Consider the following 15,231-nt stretch of genomic DNA (forward strand, 5'->3'; position numbering starts at 1 on the left):
ATCACCATCACATTCGTAGTTCGTCGCGCTCGGTCAGCTTACGGATCGTTCGATTCGACATCGTTGCCGTGCAACGATTTCCGTATCTGTGCCAGACGCTCGCGCGCCGTCTTCTCGCGCGCCTCCCATTGTTCGTCGGCGCTGCGGCCCGCAGGAGTCTGCCGGTCGAGTTCGCCCATCCCCTGCGCGGTGCCGAAGCGCTGCTCGACCTTATCGCGAACTGACTCAAAAGTAGGTACGCCGCCGGGCGAATATCCGCCCACCTCGGAGCCGGACGGGATACCGGTCGGCGGTACCGGTACCGCTGGTACCGGAGAAAAGCCTCCGACCTGCCCGGATGCACCGACGCTCGATGCTTGGTCATGCGATTGCGGTGTCACAGTGGCGGGACTCACAGCCGCCTCGGAACTCGTATGACCGAGTCCGGCGGCCTCCGTGACCGCGGTGTGCACCCATGAGAGCCGAGGTCGCCCCGTGGTGGCAGCGCCGAGTACCGCCAAGAGTTCGTCATCGGACAGTGCCGCGAGCCGCGCGGTGATCTCACCCAAATCGCTCATATCGCCAGGCTACGCATGAGCGCCATCAGCGGGTGAGTAGATCACCCGTCCAGGAGCGGATCAAATCCAGCCAGTCGACTCCGGTCGACATGATCAGATCGTTGTGATGCCCGCCGGGAAAGACCACCAATCGCTTCGGCTCGGGTGCGGCCGCGTACAGCCGCTCGGCATGCCGCAGCGGCAGCAGTTCGTCCTGGTCGCCGTGCATGATCAAGACGGGTGCGCGCAGTTTGCCGATGCGGCGCAGGCTCGGATAGGCGTCCGGGACGAACGGGCTGGGCAGGAAGGGATAGACCGAGCGGGCCGCGTCACGCAGGCCGGTGAAGGTGGACATCAGTATCAGTCCCGTGGGCGGATGCTCGGTCGCCAGTTCGAGCAGCACGCCGCCGCCGAGCGATTTGCCCAGGTAGAGCACGCGATCCGGATCGACGCCCGGCTGTTCCAGCAGCACCCGCCGGGCCGCGTGGGCGTCTAGGTAGGTGCCGTACTCGGTGGGGCGCCCGGTGCTGCGGCCGTAGCCGCGGTAGTCGAAAGTCAGTACGTCCAAACCGATTTGGGTGAGCAGCGCGTAGATCGGCACCCGGTCGCCGATATTGCCCGCATTGCCGTGCGCGAACAGGACGTGCCCGATCGAGCGTGCGGCGGGCAGCCACCAACCCTGCAGCGTCTCGCCGTCGGTCGTGCGGATGGACAGTTCGGTGTAATCCAGCTCGAGGATCGACGGCGTCTGCACGATCTGCCGATCGGGCATGAAGGTCAGCGCATTGAGGATCGGATGGGCCGGATGTCGCATGCCATCGTTCTTACCCGGAACCTGCCACCGCTGCGCACCGACTCCCCGAACGCATTACACCTCGACGACGTCGACGCCCTTCCAGAACGCGACCCGATCGCGCACCTGTTCGGCCTCCGGCTTCGGATCCGGGTAGTACCACGCGGCATCCGGATTCTTCGCACCTTCGACCTCGACCGTGTAATAGGACGCGAGCCCCTTCCACCCGCACACGGTATGCGTATCGCTGTCCCGGAAATACTCCGTCTTCAGCGAATCCGCCGGAAAGTAATGATTGCCCTCGACCACTACGGTGTCAGCACTCTCGGCCAATACCGTGCCGTTCCATACCGCTCGTACGCTCATCGAATCTCCCACCGTCGCACTGGATTCCGCCGCATACAGACCACGGCTACCGTGTGTAACCTCGACCCGCGCTCGCGGTATTCCCCGTCTGCTTCGCCGCGCATTGATTTGCTCGGCCGATCACGGTGCGGTGCGCAGGAGGTGCGTGGCAGCTGAGAAGGTGATGTCGCGCATCGAATTGCCCGGCTGATTGCGGCGTGGCGCGAGACAGTGCGTGGCAGCCGACCACGCGATGTCGCGCCCGGAATTGCCTGGCTGATCACGGCGCGGCCTGCAGAAGGTGCGTGGCAGCTGAGTACGTGATGTCGCGCCTGGAATTGCCCACCTGATTGCGGCGTGGCGCGAGACAGTGCGTGGCAGCCGACCACGCGATGTCGTGCCCGGAATTGCCTGGCCGATGTTGGCGGAGGAGGAGTATTCGACCCCGGACTATTCGGATGGGATCAGCCGCGCGGCTGCCGTCGACCGGTCACAGACCCTGGCAGAGCCGAGCCTGCGGTCAGGGTCTGGCCATTGCGATGAGTTCGGATGCTACGTCTTCGACAGACGGCATCGCCGCGATCTCGTCGGCGACCTGCTTCGCGGCAAGGGCCACCTCGCGGCCTGTTATCAGATCTGTCAACGAACGAGGGTCGATACGACGAGGTCGACGGGAGAACCCGGCCCCTCGCCGCTCGACGAGAGTCGCATTCCAGCGTCGATCGCCAGGCGCGGGCGTGACTATTTGCGGAACGCCGGTGGCGAGTGCCGCGTAAACGGATCCGGCGCCGCCGTGATTGACCACACCGTGACAGTTGCGCAGCACATCGGATAACACCGTCCAGCCGACGGTGGTGATGTTCGGCGGGAGGTCGTTCGCGCGCTGGACTCTGCGGTTTGGACGAACGATGACGAACTCCGCGTCGACTGCCGGTGCCGCGCGGATAATGGACGCGGTCATCCCATCCGGCCCGTCTCCGAGCATGGTGCTGCGGGTGACGAGTATCCGAGGCCGGCTGGGTGCCTGCAGCAGGTCTTCGGGCGTGCAGGCACCCGGAGCGGAATACGGGACGGGCCTCATCGGCCGACCGGGAACGGACACCAGACTGGGCGGCGCGATGGAAATCGCAGCGGCAGGTTCCGGCGCCGGGTACGTCCGCCCCATATGCCGAAGGATTTGTTCGCAGACTCTGGTGCCATTGTCGAAAGCGATGTTGTGCAGCACCGACGGGATACCGTAGCGAGCGGCAGCTACCGTGCCCGCAGCGGCGAAGGGTTCATGGACGACAAGGTCGGGTGCGAAGGACTTCGTGGCCTGCGCCACTGCCTCGACGGCCGGGCGGTTGATGTGCGCGAAGACCCGTCCCGCTCCGTCGGCGTCCGCGACTCCCAATCCTGATCGCACCGCCGCGCGTGGGTGGAACGCCAAGGCGCGCGCTATCGCTGGAAGCATCGGCACTCGTGGCCAGACGTCTCGTACCGGTATGCCGGCCTTGCCTGCGACCACGGCGTCGCCTCCGGTGGCGATCGCGACTTGCTGCCCGGACCGGTGCAGATACTCGGCGAGCGGCATCATCGGAAACAGGTGCCCGATCAACGGGGTTGCCACGAACAGGATTCGCATGTGTCGATGCCTGGCTCACGTTCCGAGCGACTGAGCGACGACCGGCCAGCCGGCTACGGGCTCGTCTCGCCAGTAGGGCCAGCTGTGGGTGCCGGTCGCCGGGTAATCGAAGGTCGTAGATACCGCGATCCGGCAGAGTCGACTGTGCAACTGCGTGGCTTGTGCGCCCATCGACACACGCATGATGGCGTTGGACCCGCGCGTGTTGACCACCGTGCTCGTCGCCAGATAGATCCGCACCGCATCCGTCAGCCGCACACCACCCGCCGGCCGCGGAAGCATCCGTACCCGCCCCATCGCACAGCCTCCGACCACTACCGCAGATAGCTTCCCGAATCGCCCCCGCGTGAAACGACGCCTGGACGGCTCTGAGGCTACCGCACGAAGTGAGCTGCTATCTGCGGCAACTGCTTGAGCGCCAGATTTCTCAAAGATGTTCCTTCTCGACCCCCGGAGCTCAGAGAACTCGGGACCGCCCTTCGGGCCGAATCTGGTTGTCCTCATGGCGAACTGCCGTGTATTGGGCCTAGTCGCGGGCGGCGAGAGCGGCCCATCGGACGGCGGTATTGCCCGGCTGATTGCGGCGCGGCGCGAGATGGTGCGCGGCGGCTGCGTACGCGATGTCGTGCATCGGATTGCCCGGCTGATTGCGGTACAGCGCGAAACGGTGCGTGACAGTCGACCAGCGATGTCGCGCACCGGGTCTCTCGGATGCGCTTTATACGCCGAGGCCTGCTTTGAGGGCCGGCCAGGATTTGGGGAGTGCGGTCTTCCAGTACGGCCAGGAGTGGACGCCGACGGCGGCGTAGTCGATGGAAAGGTCGGCGCCGAAGAGTTTCATGGCGGGCGAGAGGGCGAGGGTGCAGTCGTGCGATACCTGTTCGATCTCGTTCGACCGGAGCGGGTCGTTGGGCCACGACCAGCGATCGTCGAACGGGGCATCGTCGGGGCCGGGCACGCCGGTGCCCACGTACAGGTGGACCGGTTTGCCGCGCAGCGTGTCGAGGTGTTTGCTCGGATCGTGCGCCGCCCATTCCGGGTTGCCCGCTTTACCCCACATGTTGTCCGGGTCCCCACCCTTCGATTCGACGACGGGGCGCACCGAGAGCTGTCCGACACCGTCGGTGGAGTAGCAACCGCTGAAGGCTGCCAGGGCGCGGAACATGTCGGGGTGCCGCACGGCGAGAATGGCCGCCGCTCCCGCTCCCATCGAAAGTCCGCCGACGGCGTAGACCCCGTTGCCTTTCAGTTCACGGTCGATCAGCGGCGGCAGTTCCGAGGTAAGGAAGGTCTCCCACTTCTGGTGTCCGATTTTGGGATCGTCCTGCAACCAGTCGGTGTAGTAAGTTCCGCCGCCGCCCACCGGCATCACCACATTGACCGGTTTGTCGGCGAAGAACTCCTTGGCGCCGCCGCGCAGCGTCCAGGTGCTCGCCGGCTGAGATTCCGACGCACCGTTTCCGTCCAGCAGCAGCAAAGTCGGCCGGGATGCCGACTGGTTCGCGGGCACCAGCACATCGAGGTGAATGGTCCGCTTCATGGCGGGGGAGTGGACGTACATCTGCCATTGCTGCGGCGAGGTGCGCTCGATTCGCTCGACGGTGGCTTCCGCGTTCGCCTCCGGCGCGACGACGAACAGCGGCGCGATCGCGACCGCTACGGTCGCGGCGACGGACGCCATCCGCCGGTACCCCCGGCGTTCTCGCAATACCGACATGCGCAAATCCATATGCAGACCTCATCGACGGGTTGGCCCCCATCGGAGGCCGTGAATTTTCGCGTCGACAATGTCATGAAACGTCATGTAACTGGTGGCGTCGGATTCCCACCGTTGGTGAGCAGGTCGGTCGCAGACTGCGGCATCGATGGATAGCCATTTCGAACAGCGCTGTGTTCTCCGATCGGGTGGCAACGCAAGTAGCTTGTGCTGCAATCGGATTCGTCTGTTGTTCCGACGCCTGCCAACGGTGCAGCCTGGGTCCGTAGTGCCGGACCGAGGCTGCTGAACCGTACTCCAGAGGGTTGCCACTAGTAGGGCCGGTTGAACTCGTCGTTCTGGTCGCTAGTGCCCCATCCAGATAGGTTGCGTCGCTTTCAGGTCCGGCTGCGCGCCGAACGTAGTCGAAAGGTGGCTCGCCACACCGTCCGACACCGCAATTCGACTGCGCTCGACGGGATGGTGCCGAACCCGAGACTCGGTTACCGCAGAAGCTAATCGGACGAGGCGCTGGCCGTGAAGGCATCCCACTCGGACGGAGTGAGGACCAGCGCTGGACCGGTCGGATTCTTCGAGTCGCGCACGCCGACCATGCTGTCCGCGAGGTGCGCGACCTCGACGCAATCCGAACCGCTCGTGCTGCGGCTGCTCTTGAACCACTTCGCCTCGGACAAGTCGATATTCATGCCGCTTACTCCTGACGACAGATGTCGGACGCTATGCGGGCCGGTTGAACTCGCCGTTCTGGATGCCTGCGGTGAAGGCATCCCATTCCGAAGGAGTGAAGACGAGCGCCGGGCCGGTCGTGTTCTTCGAGTCCCGTACTCCGACCATGCTGTCCGCGAGGTGCGCGACCTCGACGCAATCCGAACCGCTCGTGCTGCGGCTGCTCTTGAACCACTTCGCCTCGGACAGGTCGATGTTCACTCCGCGTACTCCTTCGCGATCGCTTCGATTAGGCGTCGAGTGTCGTTCTCGTTCAACGCTACGCGCTTTATATCGGAGCAAGCCTCCCGATACTTCATGGTCTCGCCGGGCTTGTCCAGGTACAGCATGCCAGTGAAGCCCTCCACGTAGACGACGGGTGGCTCAGTGAGGGCAGGATTCGAATGTTCGGGGAACTCCAGGTACACGAAATCCTTTGCGACCAGTCCTATGTGATTGGGTGCATCGAACGGGACCACCCGAATCGACACGTTCGGCAGTTTGCCGATCTCGATAAGCTGGTTCAACTGACCGGCCATGACCTCGATACCCCCGATCCGTTGCCGCAACACGGACTCGCTCAGCAGCACTTCTAGCGCGAAACTCTCCGAATCATGAAGACGCTCCTGGCGCTTCGCGACCATATCGACGTCGCGTTCGATATCAACAGGTTGCCCTTCCGCCTCCCAGATGGCGCGCCGGTAATCCGATGTCTGCAGCAGACCGGGCACTAAAGTCGACTGCCATGAGATGACACGGCAGGCAGATTGCTCGAGCCCGACGAACATTGCCCGATCTGGGATTATGGCATCGGCGTAAGACTGCCACCAACCATCTTTCCTGGACTCCTGAGCGAGCCACACCAGTACGCTTCGGTCGTCATCACTTGCTCGGTAAAGGTCGCAGAGCGCATTGATGACCATTCTCTTGATTTCACTGCTTCGCCCAGATTCCAAGCGCCACAAGGTCTGTGAGCCCATCTCGCACGCCTGAGCGGCGCGTGTACGGCTCAGGCTTCGCTTCTCTCGCAGCTCCCGCAGGCGTCGTCCGAGCACGCGACGCGGCAGAGTCGTGTTGTTCGATTCGGTCGTCAAAGTAATGCCACCCACCCTTTCGTTAGCGTTACTCACAGTCATGTCAAGCTAGATGGAATAGTCAGCCTGTTTGGAGCGAATTCGATTCGGGCTGAATCGAATTGGAGTGCTCCCACCGTACCCGTTTGGTGTTTTACTAGCCATGCGCCAGACGGTCGGGTCGACCAACTATTCGCCTCCGCTCAACCACCCCTCGCGGTGGTGAATTGGCGACGCCGCGTCCGACCGTCTGACGTTCCAAAATCACCACCGTCACAATATCTTTCGGAGGTATCCAGTGCCCCGCCTGACAGCAATCGATCACGACACGGTGCCGCCTGATTCGGGGACGACCGCAATCCGGTCCGCAACCGCCGAGGCGAACGGGGCCGATCGCGAGCGGCCGAAGGCCGTTGGGTTCGTGCGCGGCGACGTATCCGGACTGCAAGCGCCTCGGCACGCGACCGCCGTGCGGCGGCATGCCTGCGCGCTGGGCTACCACTACGTCTTCACCATCCGGCCGCCGCAGGACGCCGACGATGCGATCGGCTACGCGCTCGGCATCGCGGCGGGCTTGGGTGTGGCCGCGATCGTGGTCTACGACCTGGACCACGTGGACAATCAGCCCGCGCGGGTGTGTGAGGACTTCGACCTCGAAACCGTTTGTCCCGCAACGACATGGGCGCGGGTGGCGGGTCCGGCAGCGGCCGAGACGGGGGCCGCGTGAACGACTACGCGGTACTCACTCCGCCACGGGTCTGCGGGCATGCCGATGTGCGACTGGCGCATGAGCTGATGCGACAGCACCGGGTCTGCCGGGTCGATCTGTGTGTCTGGAAATCGGCGGCGTACTACACGCTGGTGGCCGCGGGGCATCTCGCGCCGCAGACATTGACGCCACGCGAGCGCGCCGCGGCGCGCGGTATCGACTTTCCACCACTGGACGCGCAACCGCCGGTGTGCGGCGGCCCGCCGTTACGAACGCTGCGGGAGGTATTGGACAGGTTGTCGGAGCTGGCGCAGCCGGTGCCCGACTCGAAGGGCAACGCCAACCATAGGAATTGACTCTCTACGGGGGCCGAATATGCGTGAGCATCGCACCGAGGTCGACGGGTGGGTGGCCATCTGGGAGATCGACCACTGGCACATCCGAATTATGCTCGTGCGCAGCCTTATCGATAGTGCGCGGCCATTGCTGAATGTCGATGTAGCGGTGGCTGCGCCCGACCTGGCCGATATGCGTGAGAAATACCCGAACCTGTCCCGGTTGTGGGATGCGGTGCGGCACGAGTATTGGGCGGAAGTGATTACACCACAGGAACATTCAGGGGGGACTATTTGACTGATGCCATGGGGCCGCGGCGCTATGGCTTATACGCCCGACGATTCGGTGTTGGTATTGAAGTAGACGGAGTTGGTGACGTCTTGGCCGGTAATGCGTTTGATGGATAGGGCCATGATCTCGCCCATGTCTTTGATGACTTCGATATGTTCACGGATGATGGCGTCGATAGAGTTGGCTTCGCCGGTGGCTTGGCCTTTGAACGTCTTGACCAGATCATCGGCCATGTGGAAATCGCCGAAGCCGGAAACTCTTTGTGCAGCCTGTGCCTGGATCAGCATGTCCTGAAGATCGTTGAGCCGTTGGTCGCAAGCGGCTAGGCATTGCCGTGCGGCCTCCTCGCTGTCCAGATATAGCTCCCCGGACTTCGCCTGCTCGGCAAAACGTGCCCATTGTGCGATATCAGATTGGCTCATCGCCATCCTCCCCCTCGGAGTTACTTGGGCAGGCTCGGCACTATCGCTGCACCGGCCTGTTGCAGCAGCCCGCACGGTGGCGCGGGATGGTCGAGCACCGGATTGTTGATCAGCGTGAGCTCGATGATGCCTTGGGACGCAGTGAAGACGACATCGCACATCAGGTCATAGGACGCACCCTCGACACGGAACTGGCGGCCCTGCCGTCCGGCGATCGTCACGTCCTGGAACTCGACATTTCCCTGCTTCTGTTCGATCTCCCGCATGGAGCGGCCGCTGGAGAAGACTCCCAAGGAGTACTTCGGGCCCTTCCAGTTGCAGATCTCCCATCCGGATTGGTGCACACCGGCCACACCGCTCTCTTTCGCGGAGGGGTTTACGCCTGCGGCAGTAAGCACATCATCGGCGATCTGCGTACACGGATCGAACAGCTTGACCTGCGCCGCACTCGTCTCACTACTCGCGCTCGGACTTCCGCTCGTCGAACTCCCACACGCGGCCAACCCTGGCAGGACAGCCGCCGCGAGCAGCATCAACTTCAATCGGTGCGCCATCCCCACCCTCTCGACCTGCGACTATCCGGAGATCTTGACCATATCAAACGGTATCCCCGGCATTGGTGGGTGCGAGGGAGGCGTGCTCTGAGGATTCGGTGCAGAATCACGCACAACGATTCCTCGGCGAACCCGATTGCGACGGGCGTCACGTCACACTGCGCAGCGGTCCGTTGTGAGCGGATCGATACCGCGGAAACGCTGGATTACCAGCGTGTATACAAATGCGTCCGATGTCCGTTTTGTCCGGTTTTCGCATTGACAGTGCCATACCCCTGGAGCAGGCTGCTGCGTGACTTTCCGTGCGCTCGGGGTGGAGTGGTCACGGCTTGGCCGTCGGAGGAGCAGGGTGGTGCGTTTACGTCAAAGGTCGGAAAAATCCGGTGACACACCGGATATGACTGCCGATCCCGGAAGTGAACGCCAGGTTGCCGGGAACAGAATAGTGCGACCGCGCACGATTCGGGGGCAACTGGCTCGAATCCTCGTTGTCTCATTGGTTTTGGTGCTGGGGCTGCTCGGCGTGACGGTCGCCCGGGAGGTCAAGGCTTTCCGTGAGAGCGGTGACACTGTGCACGCGGTCTCGCTCGCGCTGGCCGTACAAGATCTGGTGCAGGAGGCGCAGCGCGAACGCGGGCTGAGCAATGGCCTGCTCGGCGGCGATACCCGCTTAGTTCAGACCGTGGCCGATCAGCGGGTCGAGACCGATCGGGCCATGCGCGCACTCGAGGCGGCCGCGGCGACCGGGAATGCGCCCGGCGCGGCCCAGGTGCGCTCGGCGCTCGGACAATTCGACGCGCTCGACGCGACCCGCACGCAGATCGACGCCCACCGCACCAGCAGGCAGGCGGCCTTTCAGTTCTATACCGACGGCATCGCCGCGCTGAATCGGCTGACGCTCGGGCTCGATCAGGCGCGCGACGCCGAGGTTCGGCACGGCCTCGAGGCGCTGTATGCGCTCGGGGAGGCCAAGGAGCAGACGGCCAAGGAGCGCGGATTCCTCAACGGCGTCTTCGCGGCCGATGAATTCCGCAATGGCGAGTATGTCGAGTTCCTCGATATCCGCGCCGCCAAAATGGCCGGACTGACCGCCTTCGCGCGCGACGCGACCGCGGCGCAGCAGGCCCGGCTCGATGCGGCGCTGCGGAGTGAAAATGCCGTCAGGGCAAGCGAATCGGAGCGAATCGCGATCGCGTCGAGCACCGGTCCGCTGGTGCGTTCGGTGGATCCGAGCACCTGGTGGGCGCAGATGACGGCGGTCATCGATGAGCAGCGCAAGGTGCAGCAGGCAGTCGGTGACGATGTGCAGCGGCGCGCGGAGGCGCTGCGCAGGGAGGCGTTCCTGACGCTCGGCGGCTTCCTGCTCGCGGCGCTGATCGCCATCGCCGCCGAGATGGCATTGGTCTTCGCCAGTGTGCGCGCCATCGTGCGTCCGCTCGCCGCGCTGGCGGCAGAGGCCGATGATGTCGCCAATCATCGGCTGCCCGAGGTGATCGCGGCCTGGCAGGCGTCCGATGACGCGCAACCGGATCCGCCCGCGCCGGTGCGGACGCCACGCGGCGCGAGTGTCGAAATCGCCGCCGTGGCAGGGGCATTGGACGGTGTGCAGACCACCGCCTTCGAATTGGCTTCGGCGCAGGCGCTGGTCCGTCGCAATACCACCGAATCGATGGCGAATCTGGCGCGGCGCAACCAGAATCTGGTTCGTCGCCAGCTCGGCCTGATCAGTGAATTCGAACGCGAGGAACTCGACCCCAAGGCGCTGTCCAATCTGTTCGAACTCGATCACCTCGCCACTCGCATGCGGCGCAATGCCGAAAGTCTGCTGGTGCTGGTGGGGTCGGCGAGCCCGCGGCGCTGGGCCGAGCCGATCGCGCTCACCGATGTGATTCGCGCCGGGTTGTCGGAGGTAGACGACTATCGCCGGGTGGTGCTGCGCCGGGTGGACGATATCGCGATCACCGGCGCGGTGGTCAGCGACCTCGCGCATATGCTGGCCGAGCTGATCGAGAACGGATTGGCCTTCTCCCCACCGGATATGGAGGTGGAGATCTACGGGCGCAAGCTGCCGGCCGGATATCTGCTCGCGGTGGTGGATCACGGTGTCGGCATGCCGGTGGAGCAGTTGGACGAGGCGAATGCCCGGCTGCGCGGCGAGACCGATTTCGTTGTCGCGCCGACGCGATATCTGGGGCATTACGTGGTCGGCCGGTTGGCGCGACGGCTCGGGATCGATGTCGAGTTGAATGTGTCACCGGTCAGCGGGATCGTCGCGCGGCTGCTGCTGCCCGTGGGAATCATTGCGGGAGAGAAGGATCGGCGCGCACCTGCGGCTGGACAGCGGGGTGAAGCGGCTGCGGGGCCTGCCGGCGCGGTGCCCGGTGCGTACGGGCCCAGCGACTCGGCGGCGGCCACGCTTGTCGGTTCCCCGGCGGTCTCCCTTGCGAATGAGAATGCTCGACGGGCACCTGCGGCCGGGAACCGGGGCGAAGCAGCCGCGGTGCCTGCTGGTGCGCAGGGGCATGTCGAGTCGGCGGTGGGGTTTGCCGGTGCCATGGGGGGATCCCTCGCGGATGAAGCCGTTTCGGCGAGCGCGGTGCTCGGCACGCCGAGACACGGCGCTCCAGTCGACGGTGCGCCGGTCAATGGTGCCTCAGTCGACGGTCCCTGGGTCAATACTGCCCAGGTCAATAGTGCCGGAGCTAACGGTGCGCAGGGCGATGGTGCCTGGGTTAATGCTGCCCGGGGCGATGGTGCCGGAGCTAATGGTGCGCAGGGCGACGGTGCCCCAGTTGACGGTGCCCGGTCCAATGGTGCCCAGGTCGATGGTGCCTGGGTTAATGCTGCCCGGGGCGATGGTGCCGGAGCTAATGGTGCGCAGGGCGACGGTGCCCCAGTTGACGGTGCCCGGTCCAATGGTGCCCAGGTCGATGGTGCCAGGGCCAATGGTGCGCGGGGCGACGGTACCTCGACACCTGGCGCGCCGACGCATGATGTGCGAATGACCGGCGGGTCCGAACCCGGCGGCGTCGGACCTCGGCAATCGAGGTCCGGACCCGCGCATTCCCGACCGGGATTCGCATCGTCGACATCGGTACCCGCGCCGTTCGCCCACTTCCATTCCACGCCGGACGATTCCGGCGACGGTGCCGGGTCCACCGGGGCAGGCATCGAGGGAGCCGTGCCAAGGGGCGATCGGGCTGCTTCCGAGGGGGACCCGACGGGCGATTGGGCTGCGTCTGGGGGCATCCCGACCGGCGACAGGGCTGCGTCCGGGGCCAATGGATCGCTGAGGGGTCTACTAAGGGCTAATGGAACTGGCAGCGATGGTGCCAGCGAATCTCCGACCGGCTTGCCTGCTGCCAACGGATCGCTGACGGGTCTGCCAAGGGTGAATGGCACTGGGAGCAATGGTGTCAACGGTTTCCTGACGGGCTTGTCCGCCGTCAACGGATCAGGGAGCGATCGCTCAACCGACGCCGTTCCCGCGACCGAGGGGCCGCAGTTCGCTGTCCCGTCTGCGGCGGGCAGTTCGTTGTGGCAGATACCTGAAACAGCGACAGCCGCAACGGAATCCGATTCCGCACCCCACGGTGTGCAGCGAACCAAGAACGGATTGGTCAAGCGCAACAAGCGAGCACGCACAGCCGCCAACGGAAGCGACAGCGCACCGAGGACTCTCACCCCGGCCCCACCCAGCGCTCCGGTCGTGGAACGCACACCGGCCGAAATCCGCAGCATGCTCTCGTCGTTCCGGGCCGGACACGAGCGCGGCGCGCCGAGCGCACCGCCGCCGGAAACATCCGAGAACGCTGGAGCCTCCGAAAACATCCCGCGCGCCACGGATTTGGCGCAATCCTCGGTTTCACCCACCATCGCAGAGGAGATTCGATGACCACCCAGATACAGACCGCGGACCCGCACACTTTCAACTGGATGCTGGCCAACTTCGTGCGCAATACCGACGGCGTCCGCGACACCGTCGCCGTCTCCTCTGACGGCCTGCTCATCGCCATGTCCGAGGGGCTGGACCGCACCGGTGCGGATCGACTGGCCGCCATGGTCTCCGGCCTGTCCAGCCTGGCCCGAAGTGCTTCGCGCAGTTACGCATTCGACGGTCTGAAGCTGATAATGATCGAGATGAAGCGCGGCTTCCTGCTGGTCTCCGCACTCGGTGACGGCAGTTGCCTCGGCGTCATCGCCGACGGTGGTTGCGATGTCGGTCTCGTCGGCTACGAGATGGCGGTGCTGGCCGAACGCGCCGGTGCGCTGCTCGACCCGGCGCTCATCTCGGAATTACGAGAATCGTTGCGCAGATGAGAGATCCATACCGGCCGCGGTTGCCGGACCCGCGGATGATCCCGGTGAACCAATCCTTCGGTTTGCTCGGAGCAAACCGGCCACCGAGGGATAGTCCGGATGTGCAGCTCCCAGATGATCGATTCGTCCGCCCCTTCGTCGTCACGGCGGGGCGCACGACGCCGCTGATCGATGGGCTGCGCATCGAAACACTGGTACTGGCAACGCCTGCCGCGCTGTCCGCACCGCTGCACTTCGAACAGCGCACCGTCGTCAGGCTGTGCCAGCAGCCGCATTCCATCGCCGAAATCGGGACGGCGCTGCACGTTCCGGTGGGCGTCGCGAAGGTGATCGTCAGCGATCTCGCGGCCGCCGGGCATGTTTCGGTTCGGGACGCCCCCGAACTTTCCACCGCAGCCATCGAGAGGATCAGGGACCTTGTACGGGCACTCTGAATATCGGACACCACCGGTCGAGCGGTCCATGCCCGCCTCGGTCAAGATCGTGATCAGCGGTGGATTCGGTGTCGGCAAAACAACATTCATCGGCGCGATCTCCGAAATCGAACCGCTGGTGACCGAGGCGTCGATGACCGAGGTCGCCATCGGCATCGACGATCCGGGCCGGCGCGCGGATAAGACCCAGACCACCGTCGCCCTCGACTTCGGTCGCATCACCCTCGACAACTCGCTGGTCCTCTATCTGTTCGGCACTCCCGGCCAGGACCGCTTCGTCTTCCTGTGGGACGACCTGGTCGACGGCGCACTCGGTGCGGTGATCGTGGTGGACACCGGCCGAGTCGAGGACTGCTATCCGGTGCTGGACTATTTCGAAGAGCACAACACGCCATTCGTGGTGGTGGTCAATCGTTTCGAACAGGGCGAGCACTTCGAACTCGACGAGGTCCGTGAGGCACTGGAGCTCGACGAGTGGATTCCGATCCTGGAATGCGATGCGCGAAAACGGGAATCGGTGAAGGAGGTGCTCGTCGCACTGCTCGAACAGGTGCTCGTGCAGCGCCTTTCCACACCGCGGCTGCACGCCCGCGAGGTCGTCTGAGTCCGTAGCCCGGCGCTCGTGGGTGAGCAGAAGGAGCGGATGCTGCGCGGGGAGCTGTACCGGGACAGTGATCCGGAGTTGGTTGCCGAGCGCGTCCGGGCACAACGGTCGTGCGATGAGTTCAACCGCACCGGCCCGGAGGAAACCGAGCGGGGCGATGCGGTGCTGCGGCCGACGCGATCCTGCTGGACTGTGCGCCGATCGTGATCGGCGACGATGTGTCGATCGGGCCGCGGTGCCAGCCGCTGACGGCGCTGCATCCGATGGTGGATCACGAGGCGCGCAGGCAGCGCCTGGAGTCGGCTGCGCCGATTCGGATCGGGAACAACGTGTGGTTCGGCGGCGGGTCATCGTGTGCCCCGGCGTCACGATCGGGGAGGACACGGTGGTCGGTGCCGGCAGCGTCGTCACCCGGGATCTGCCCTCGCGGGTGTTCGCGGCGGGCAATCCAGCGCGGGTGCTGCGCGAGTTGTGAGCGCACATGCCGCGACCCGCGATACTGCTTGCTCACCGCGGCGGACCGGTTGCGCGCGGACGACCGCGAGCAGGACGTGGTGTCGCATACGCTGCAATCCGTCGGCAACGTGTTGACTCCACGAACGTCGTAACAACTCGTCCTGAACGAGCCCGAGACCAGCCCGCATCCAGATTCTCGGCTCGCCCGGCCAGCTCAGCGTGTCGGTCTCCGAGCAGATCTTGTCGGGTGGTGACACATGCGCAGCGAGAGATATTCACCGAGATCGCAGATTTTCGCGAGATCACCGATGA

The 15,231-nt window shown here is 64.7% G+C and carries 18 protein-coding genes and 1 pseudogene; 8 read left to right on the forward strand and 11 right to left on the reverse strand.

Features of this window, described 5'->3' with window-relative positions; all coding sequences use genetic code 11:
* Nucleotides 1–38: 38 nt before the first annotated feature.
* From ON44_RS11980 to ON44_RS12020, 9 genes are all read right to left on the reverse strand, one after another.
* On the reverse strand, nt 39–557 hold the full coding sequence (locus ON44_RS11980) for a hypothetical protein (protein WP_051181912.1): 519 nt from the start codon (nt 555–557) through the stop codon (nt 39–41).
* A gap of 25 nt (nt 558–582) precedes the next feature.
* Nucleotides 583–1,350 carry an alpha/beta hydrolase gene (locus ON44_RS11985; RefSeq protein WP_040689173.1) on the reverse strand — a complete coding sequence of 256 codons (768 nt, stop codon included), beginning with the start codon at nt 1,348–1,350 and terminating at the stop codon, nt 583–585.
* 54 nt (nt 1,351–1,404) lie between these two features.
* The gene (locus ON44_RS11990) at nt 1,405–1,695 is read right to left on the reverse strand and encodes a DUF427 domain-containing protein (protein WP_040689175.1); all 291 of its coding nucleotides are present in this window, start codon (nt 1,693–1,695) and stop codon (nt 1,405–1,407) included.
* A gap of 499 nt (nt 1,696–2,194) precedes the next feature.
* On the reverse strand, nt 2,195–3,298 hold the full coding sequence (locus tag ON44_RS11995) for a glycosyltransferase (protein WP_040689176.1): 1,104 nt from the start codon (nt 3,296–3,298) through the stop codon (nt 2,195–2,197).
* 15 nt (nt 3,299–3,313) lie between these two features.
* Nucleotides 3,314–3,580 (reverse strand): hypothetical protein, encoded by a 267-nt coding sequence (locus tag ON44_RS51645; protein WP_040689178.1) that lies wholly within the window; start codon nt 3,578–3,580, stop codon nt 3,314–3,316.
* A gap of 436 nt (nt 3,581–4,016) precedes the next feature.
* Nucleotides 4,017–5,015 (reverse strand): alpha/beta hydrolase, encoded by a 999-nt coding sequence (locus ON44_RS12005; RefSeq protein WP_157187119.1) that lies wholly within the window; start codon nt 5,013–5,015, stop codon nt 4,017–4,019.
* Nucleotides 5,016–5,509: 494 nt separating this feature from the next.
* The gene (locus ON44_RS12010; RefSeq protein ID WP_040689180.1) at nt 5,510–5,701 is read right to left on the reverse strand and encodes a DUF397 domain-containing protein; all 192 of its coding nucleotides are present in this window, start codon (nt 5,699–5,701) and stop codon (nt 5,510–5,512) included.
* Between the two features lie 31 nt (nt 5,702–5,732).
* Nucleotides 5,733–5,942: a DUF397 domain-containing protein gene (locus tag ON44_RS12015; protein WP_040689183.1), complete on the reverse strand. Its 210-nt coding sequence runs from the start codon at nt 5,940–5,942 to the stop codon at nt 5,733–5,735.
* Nucleotides 5,939–6,814, reverse strand: a complete 876-nt coding sequence (locus tag ON44_RS12020; protein ID WP_040689252.1) for a helix-turn-helix domain-containing protein — start codon at nt 6,812–6,814, stop codon at nt 5,939–5,941. Before ON44_RS12020 ends, ON44_RS12015 begins: the two co-directional genes overlap by 4 nt.
* A 277-nt stretch (nt 6,815–7,091) precedes the next feature.
* Between ON44_RS12020 and ON44_RS12025 the strand changes: the two genes are divergently transcribed.
* Genes ON44_RS12025 through ON44_RS12035 form a run of 3 tightly spaced genes read left to right on the forward strand, consistent with a single transcriptional unit; the run spans nt 7,092 to nt 8,135 of the window.
* Nucleotides 7,092–7,520, forward strand: a complete 429-nt coding sequence (locus ON44_RS12025) for a hypothetical protein (RefSeq protein ID WP_040689185.1) — start codon at nt 7,092–7,094, stop codon at nt 7,518–7,520.
* Nucleotides 7,517–7,858 (forward strand): hypothetical protein, encoded by a 342-nt coding sequence (locus tag ON44_RS12030; RefSeq protein WP_157187120.1) that lies wholly within the window; start codon nt 7,517–7,519, stop codon nt 7,856–7,858. The genes ON44_RS12025 and ON44_RS12030 overlap by 4 nt, the downstream gene beginning before the upstream one ends.
* A gap of 19 nt (nt 7,859–7,877) precedes the next feature.
* A complete protein-coding gene (locus tag ON44_RS12035; protein ID WP_040689188.1) occupies nt 7,878–8,135 on the forward strand; it encodes a hypothetical protein in 258 nt (85 codons plus the stop codon).
* A 29-nt stretch (nt 8,136–8,164) separates the two neighbouring features.
* Here the strand turns inward: ON44_RS12035 and ON44_RS12040 are convergent, their stop codons facing one another.
* Together ON44_RS12040 and ON44_RS12045 are read right to left on the reverse strand one after the other, a co-directional pair.
* Nucleotides 8,165–8,551 carry a hypothetical protein gene (locus ON44_RS12040; RefSeq protein ID WP_157187121.1) on the reverse strand — a complete coding sequence of 129 codons (387 nt, stop codon included), beginning with the start codon at nt 8,549–8,551 and terminating at the stop codon, nt 8,165–8,167.
* A gap of 20 nt (nt 8,552–8,571) precedes the next feature.
* Complete coding sequence (locus tag ON44_RS12045) at nt 8,572–9,105, reverse strand: DUF3558 domain-containing protein (RefSeq protein ID WP_040689191.1); 534 nt, start codon at nt 9,103–9,105, stop codon at nt 8,572–8,574.
* Nucleotides 9,106–9,550: 445 nt separating this feature from the next.
* Here ON44_RS12045 and ON44_RS49420 point away from each other — a divergent pair, with 445 nt between their 5' ends.
* From ON44_RS49420 to ON44_RS53390, 5 genes and pseudogenes are all read left to right on the forward strand, one after another.
* Nucleotides 9,551–13,000 carry an ATP-binding protein gene (locus ON44_RS49420; RefSeq protein WP_245567113.1) on the forward strand — a complete coding sequence of 1,150 codons (3,450 nt, stop codon included), beginning with the start codon at nt 9,551–9,553 and terminating at the stop codon, nt 12,998–13,000.
* On the forward strand, nt 12,997–13,425 hold the full coding sequence (locus ON44_RS12055; protein WP_040689193.1) for a roadblock/LC7 domain-containing protein: 429 nt from the start codon (nt 12,997–12,999) through the stop codon (nt 13,423–13,425). Before ON44_RS49420 ends, ON44_RS12055 begins: the two co-directional genes overlap by 4 nt.
* A gap of 101 nt (nt 13,426–13,526) precedes the next feature.
* Entirely contained in the window at nt 13,527–13,859 is a 333-nt protein-coding gene (locus tag ON44_RS12060; RefSeq protein WP_245567114.1) for a DUF742 domain-containing protein, read from the forward strand.
* Between the two features lie 28 nt (nt 13,860–13,887).
* Nucleotides 13,888–14,463 carry a GTP-binding protein gene (locus tag ON44_RS12065; RefSeq protein WP_040689196.1) on the forward strand — a complete coding sequence of 192 codons (576 nt, stop codon included), beginning with the start codon at nt 13,888–13,890 and terminating at the stop codon, nt 14,461–14,463.
* A gap of 18 nt (nt 14,464–14,481) precedes the next feature.
* A pseudogene (locus ON44_RS53390) lies at nt 14,482–14,938 on the forward strand (sugar O-acetyltransferase).
* The last annotated feature ends 293 nt before the right edge of the window (nt 14,939–15,231 follow it).

The sequence above is a fragment of the Nocardia vinacea NBRC 16497 genome (assembly GCF_000308835.1).
Lineage (GTDB): Bacteria > Actinomycetota > Actinomycetes > Mycobacteriales > Mycobacteriaceae > Nocardia > Nocardia vinacea.

Excerpts from the sequence above, each read along its gene's own strand:
- ON44_RS11990 (WP_040689175.1), bottom strand. The coding sequence starts at position 1,695 with ATGAGCGTACGAGCGGTATGGAACGGCACGGTATTGGCCGAGAGTGCT.
- ON44_RS12005 (WP_157187119.1), bottom strand. The coding sequence starts at position 5,015 with ATGTCGGTATTGCGAGAACGCCGGGGGTACCGGCGGATGGCGTCCGTC.
- ON44_RS11995 (WP_040689176.1), bottom strand. The coding sequence starts at position 3,298 with ATGCGAATCCTGTTCGTGGCAACCCCGTTGATCGGGCACCTGTTTCCG.
- ON44_RS11985 (WP_040689173.1), bottom strand. The coding sequence starts at position 1,350 with ATGCGACATCCGGCCCATCCGATCCTCAATGCGCTGACCTTCATGCCC.
- ON44_RS12055 (WP_040689193.1), top strand. The coding sequence starts at position 12,997 with ATGACCACCCAGATACAGACCGCGGACCCGCACACTTTCAACTGGATG.
- ON44_RS12040 (WP_157187121.1), bottom strand. The coding sequence starts at position 8,551 with ATGAGCCAATCTGATATCGCACAATGGGCACGTTTTGCCGAGCAGGCG.
- ON44_RS11980 (WP_051181912.1), bottom strand. The coding sequence starts at position 557 with ATGAGCGATTTGGGTGAGATCACCGCGCGGCTCGCGGCACTGTCCGAT.
- ON44_RS12065 (WP_040689196.1), top strand. The coding sequence starts at position 13,888 with ATGCCCGCCTCGGTCAAGATCGTGATCAGCGGTGGATTCGGTGTCGGC.
- ON44_RS12010 (WP_040689180.1), bottom strand. The coding sequence starts at position 5,701 with ATGAATATCGACTTGTCCGAGGCGAAGTGGTTCAAGAGCAGCCGCAGC.
- ON44_RS12035 (WP_040689188.1), top strand. The coding sequence starts at position 7,878 with ATGCGTGAGCATCGCACCGAGGTCGACGGGTGGGTGGCCATCTGGGAG.
- ON44_RS12045 (WP_040689191.1), bottom strand. The coding sequence starts at position 9,105 with ATGGCGCACCGATTGAAGTTGATGCTGCTCGCGGCGGCTGTCCTGCCA.
- ON44_RS51645 (WP_040689178.1), bottom strand. The coding sequence starts at position 3,580 with ATGCTTCCGCGGCCGGCGGGTGGTGTGCGGCTGACGGATGCGGTGCGG.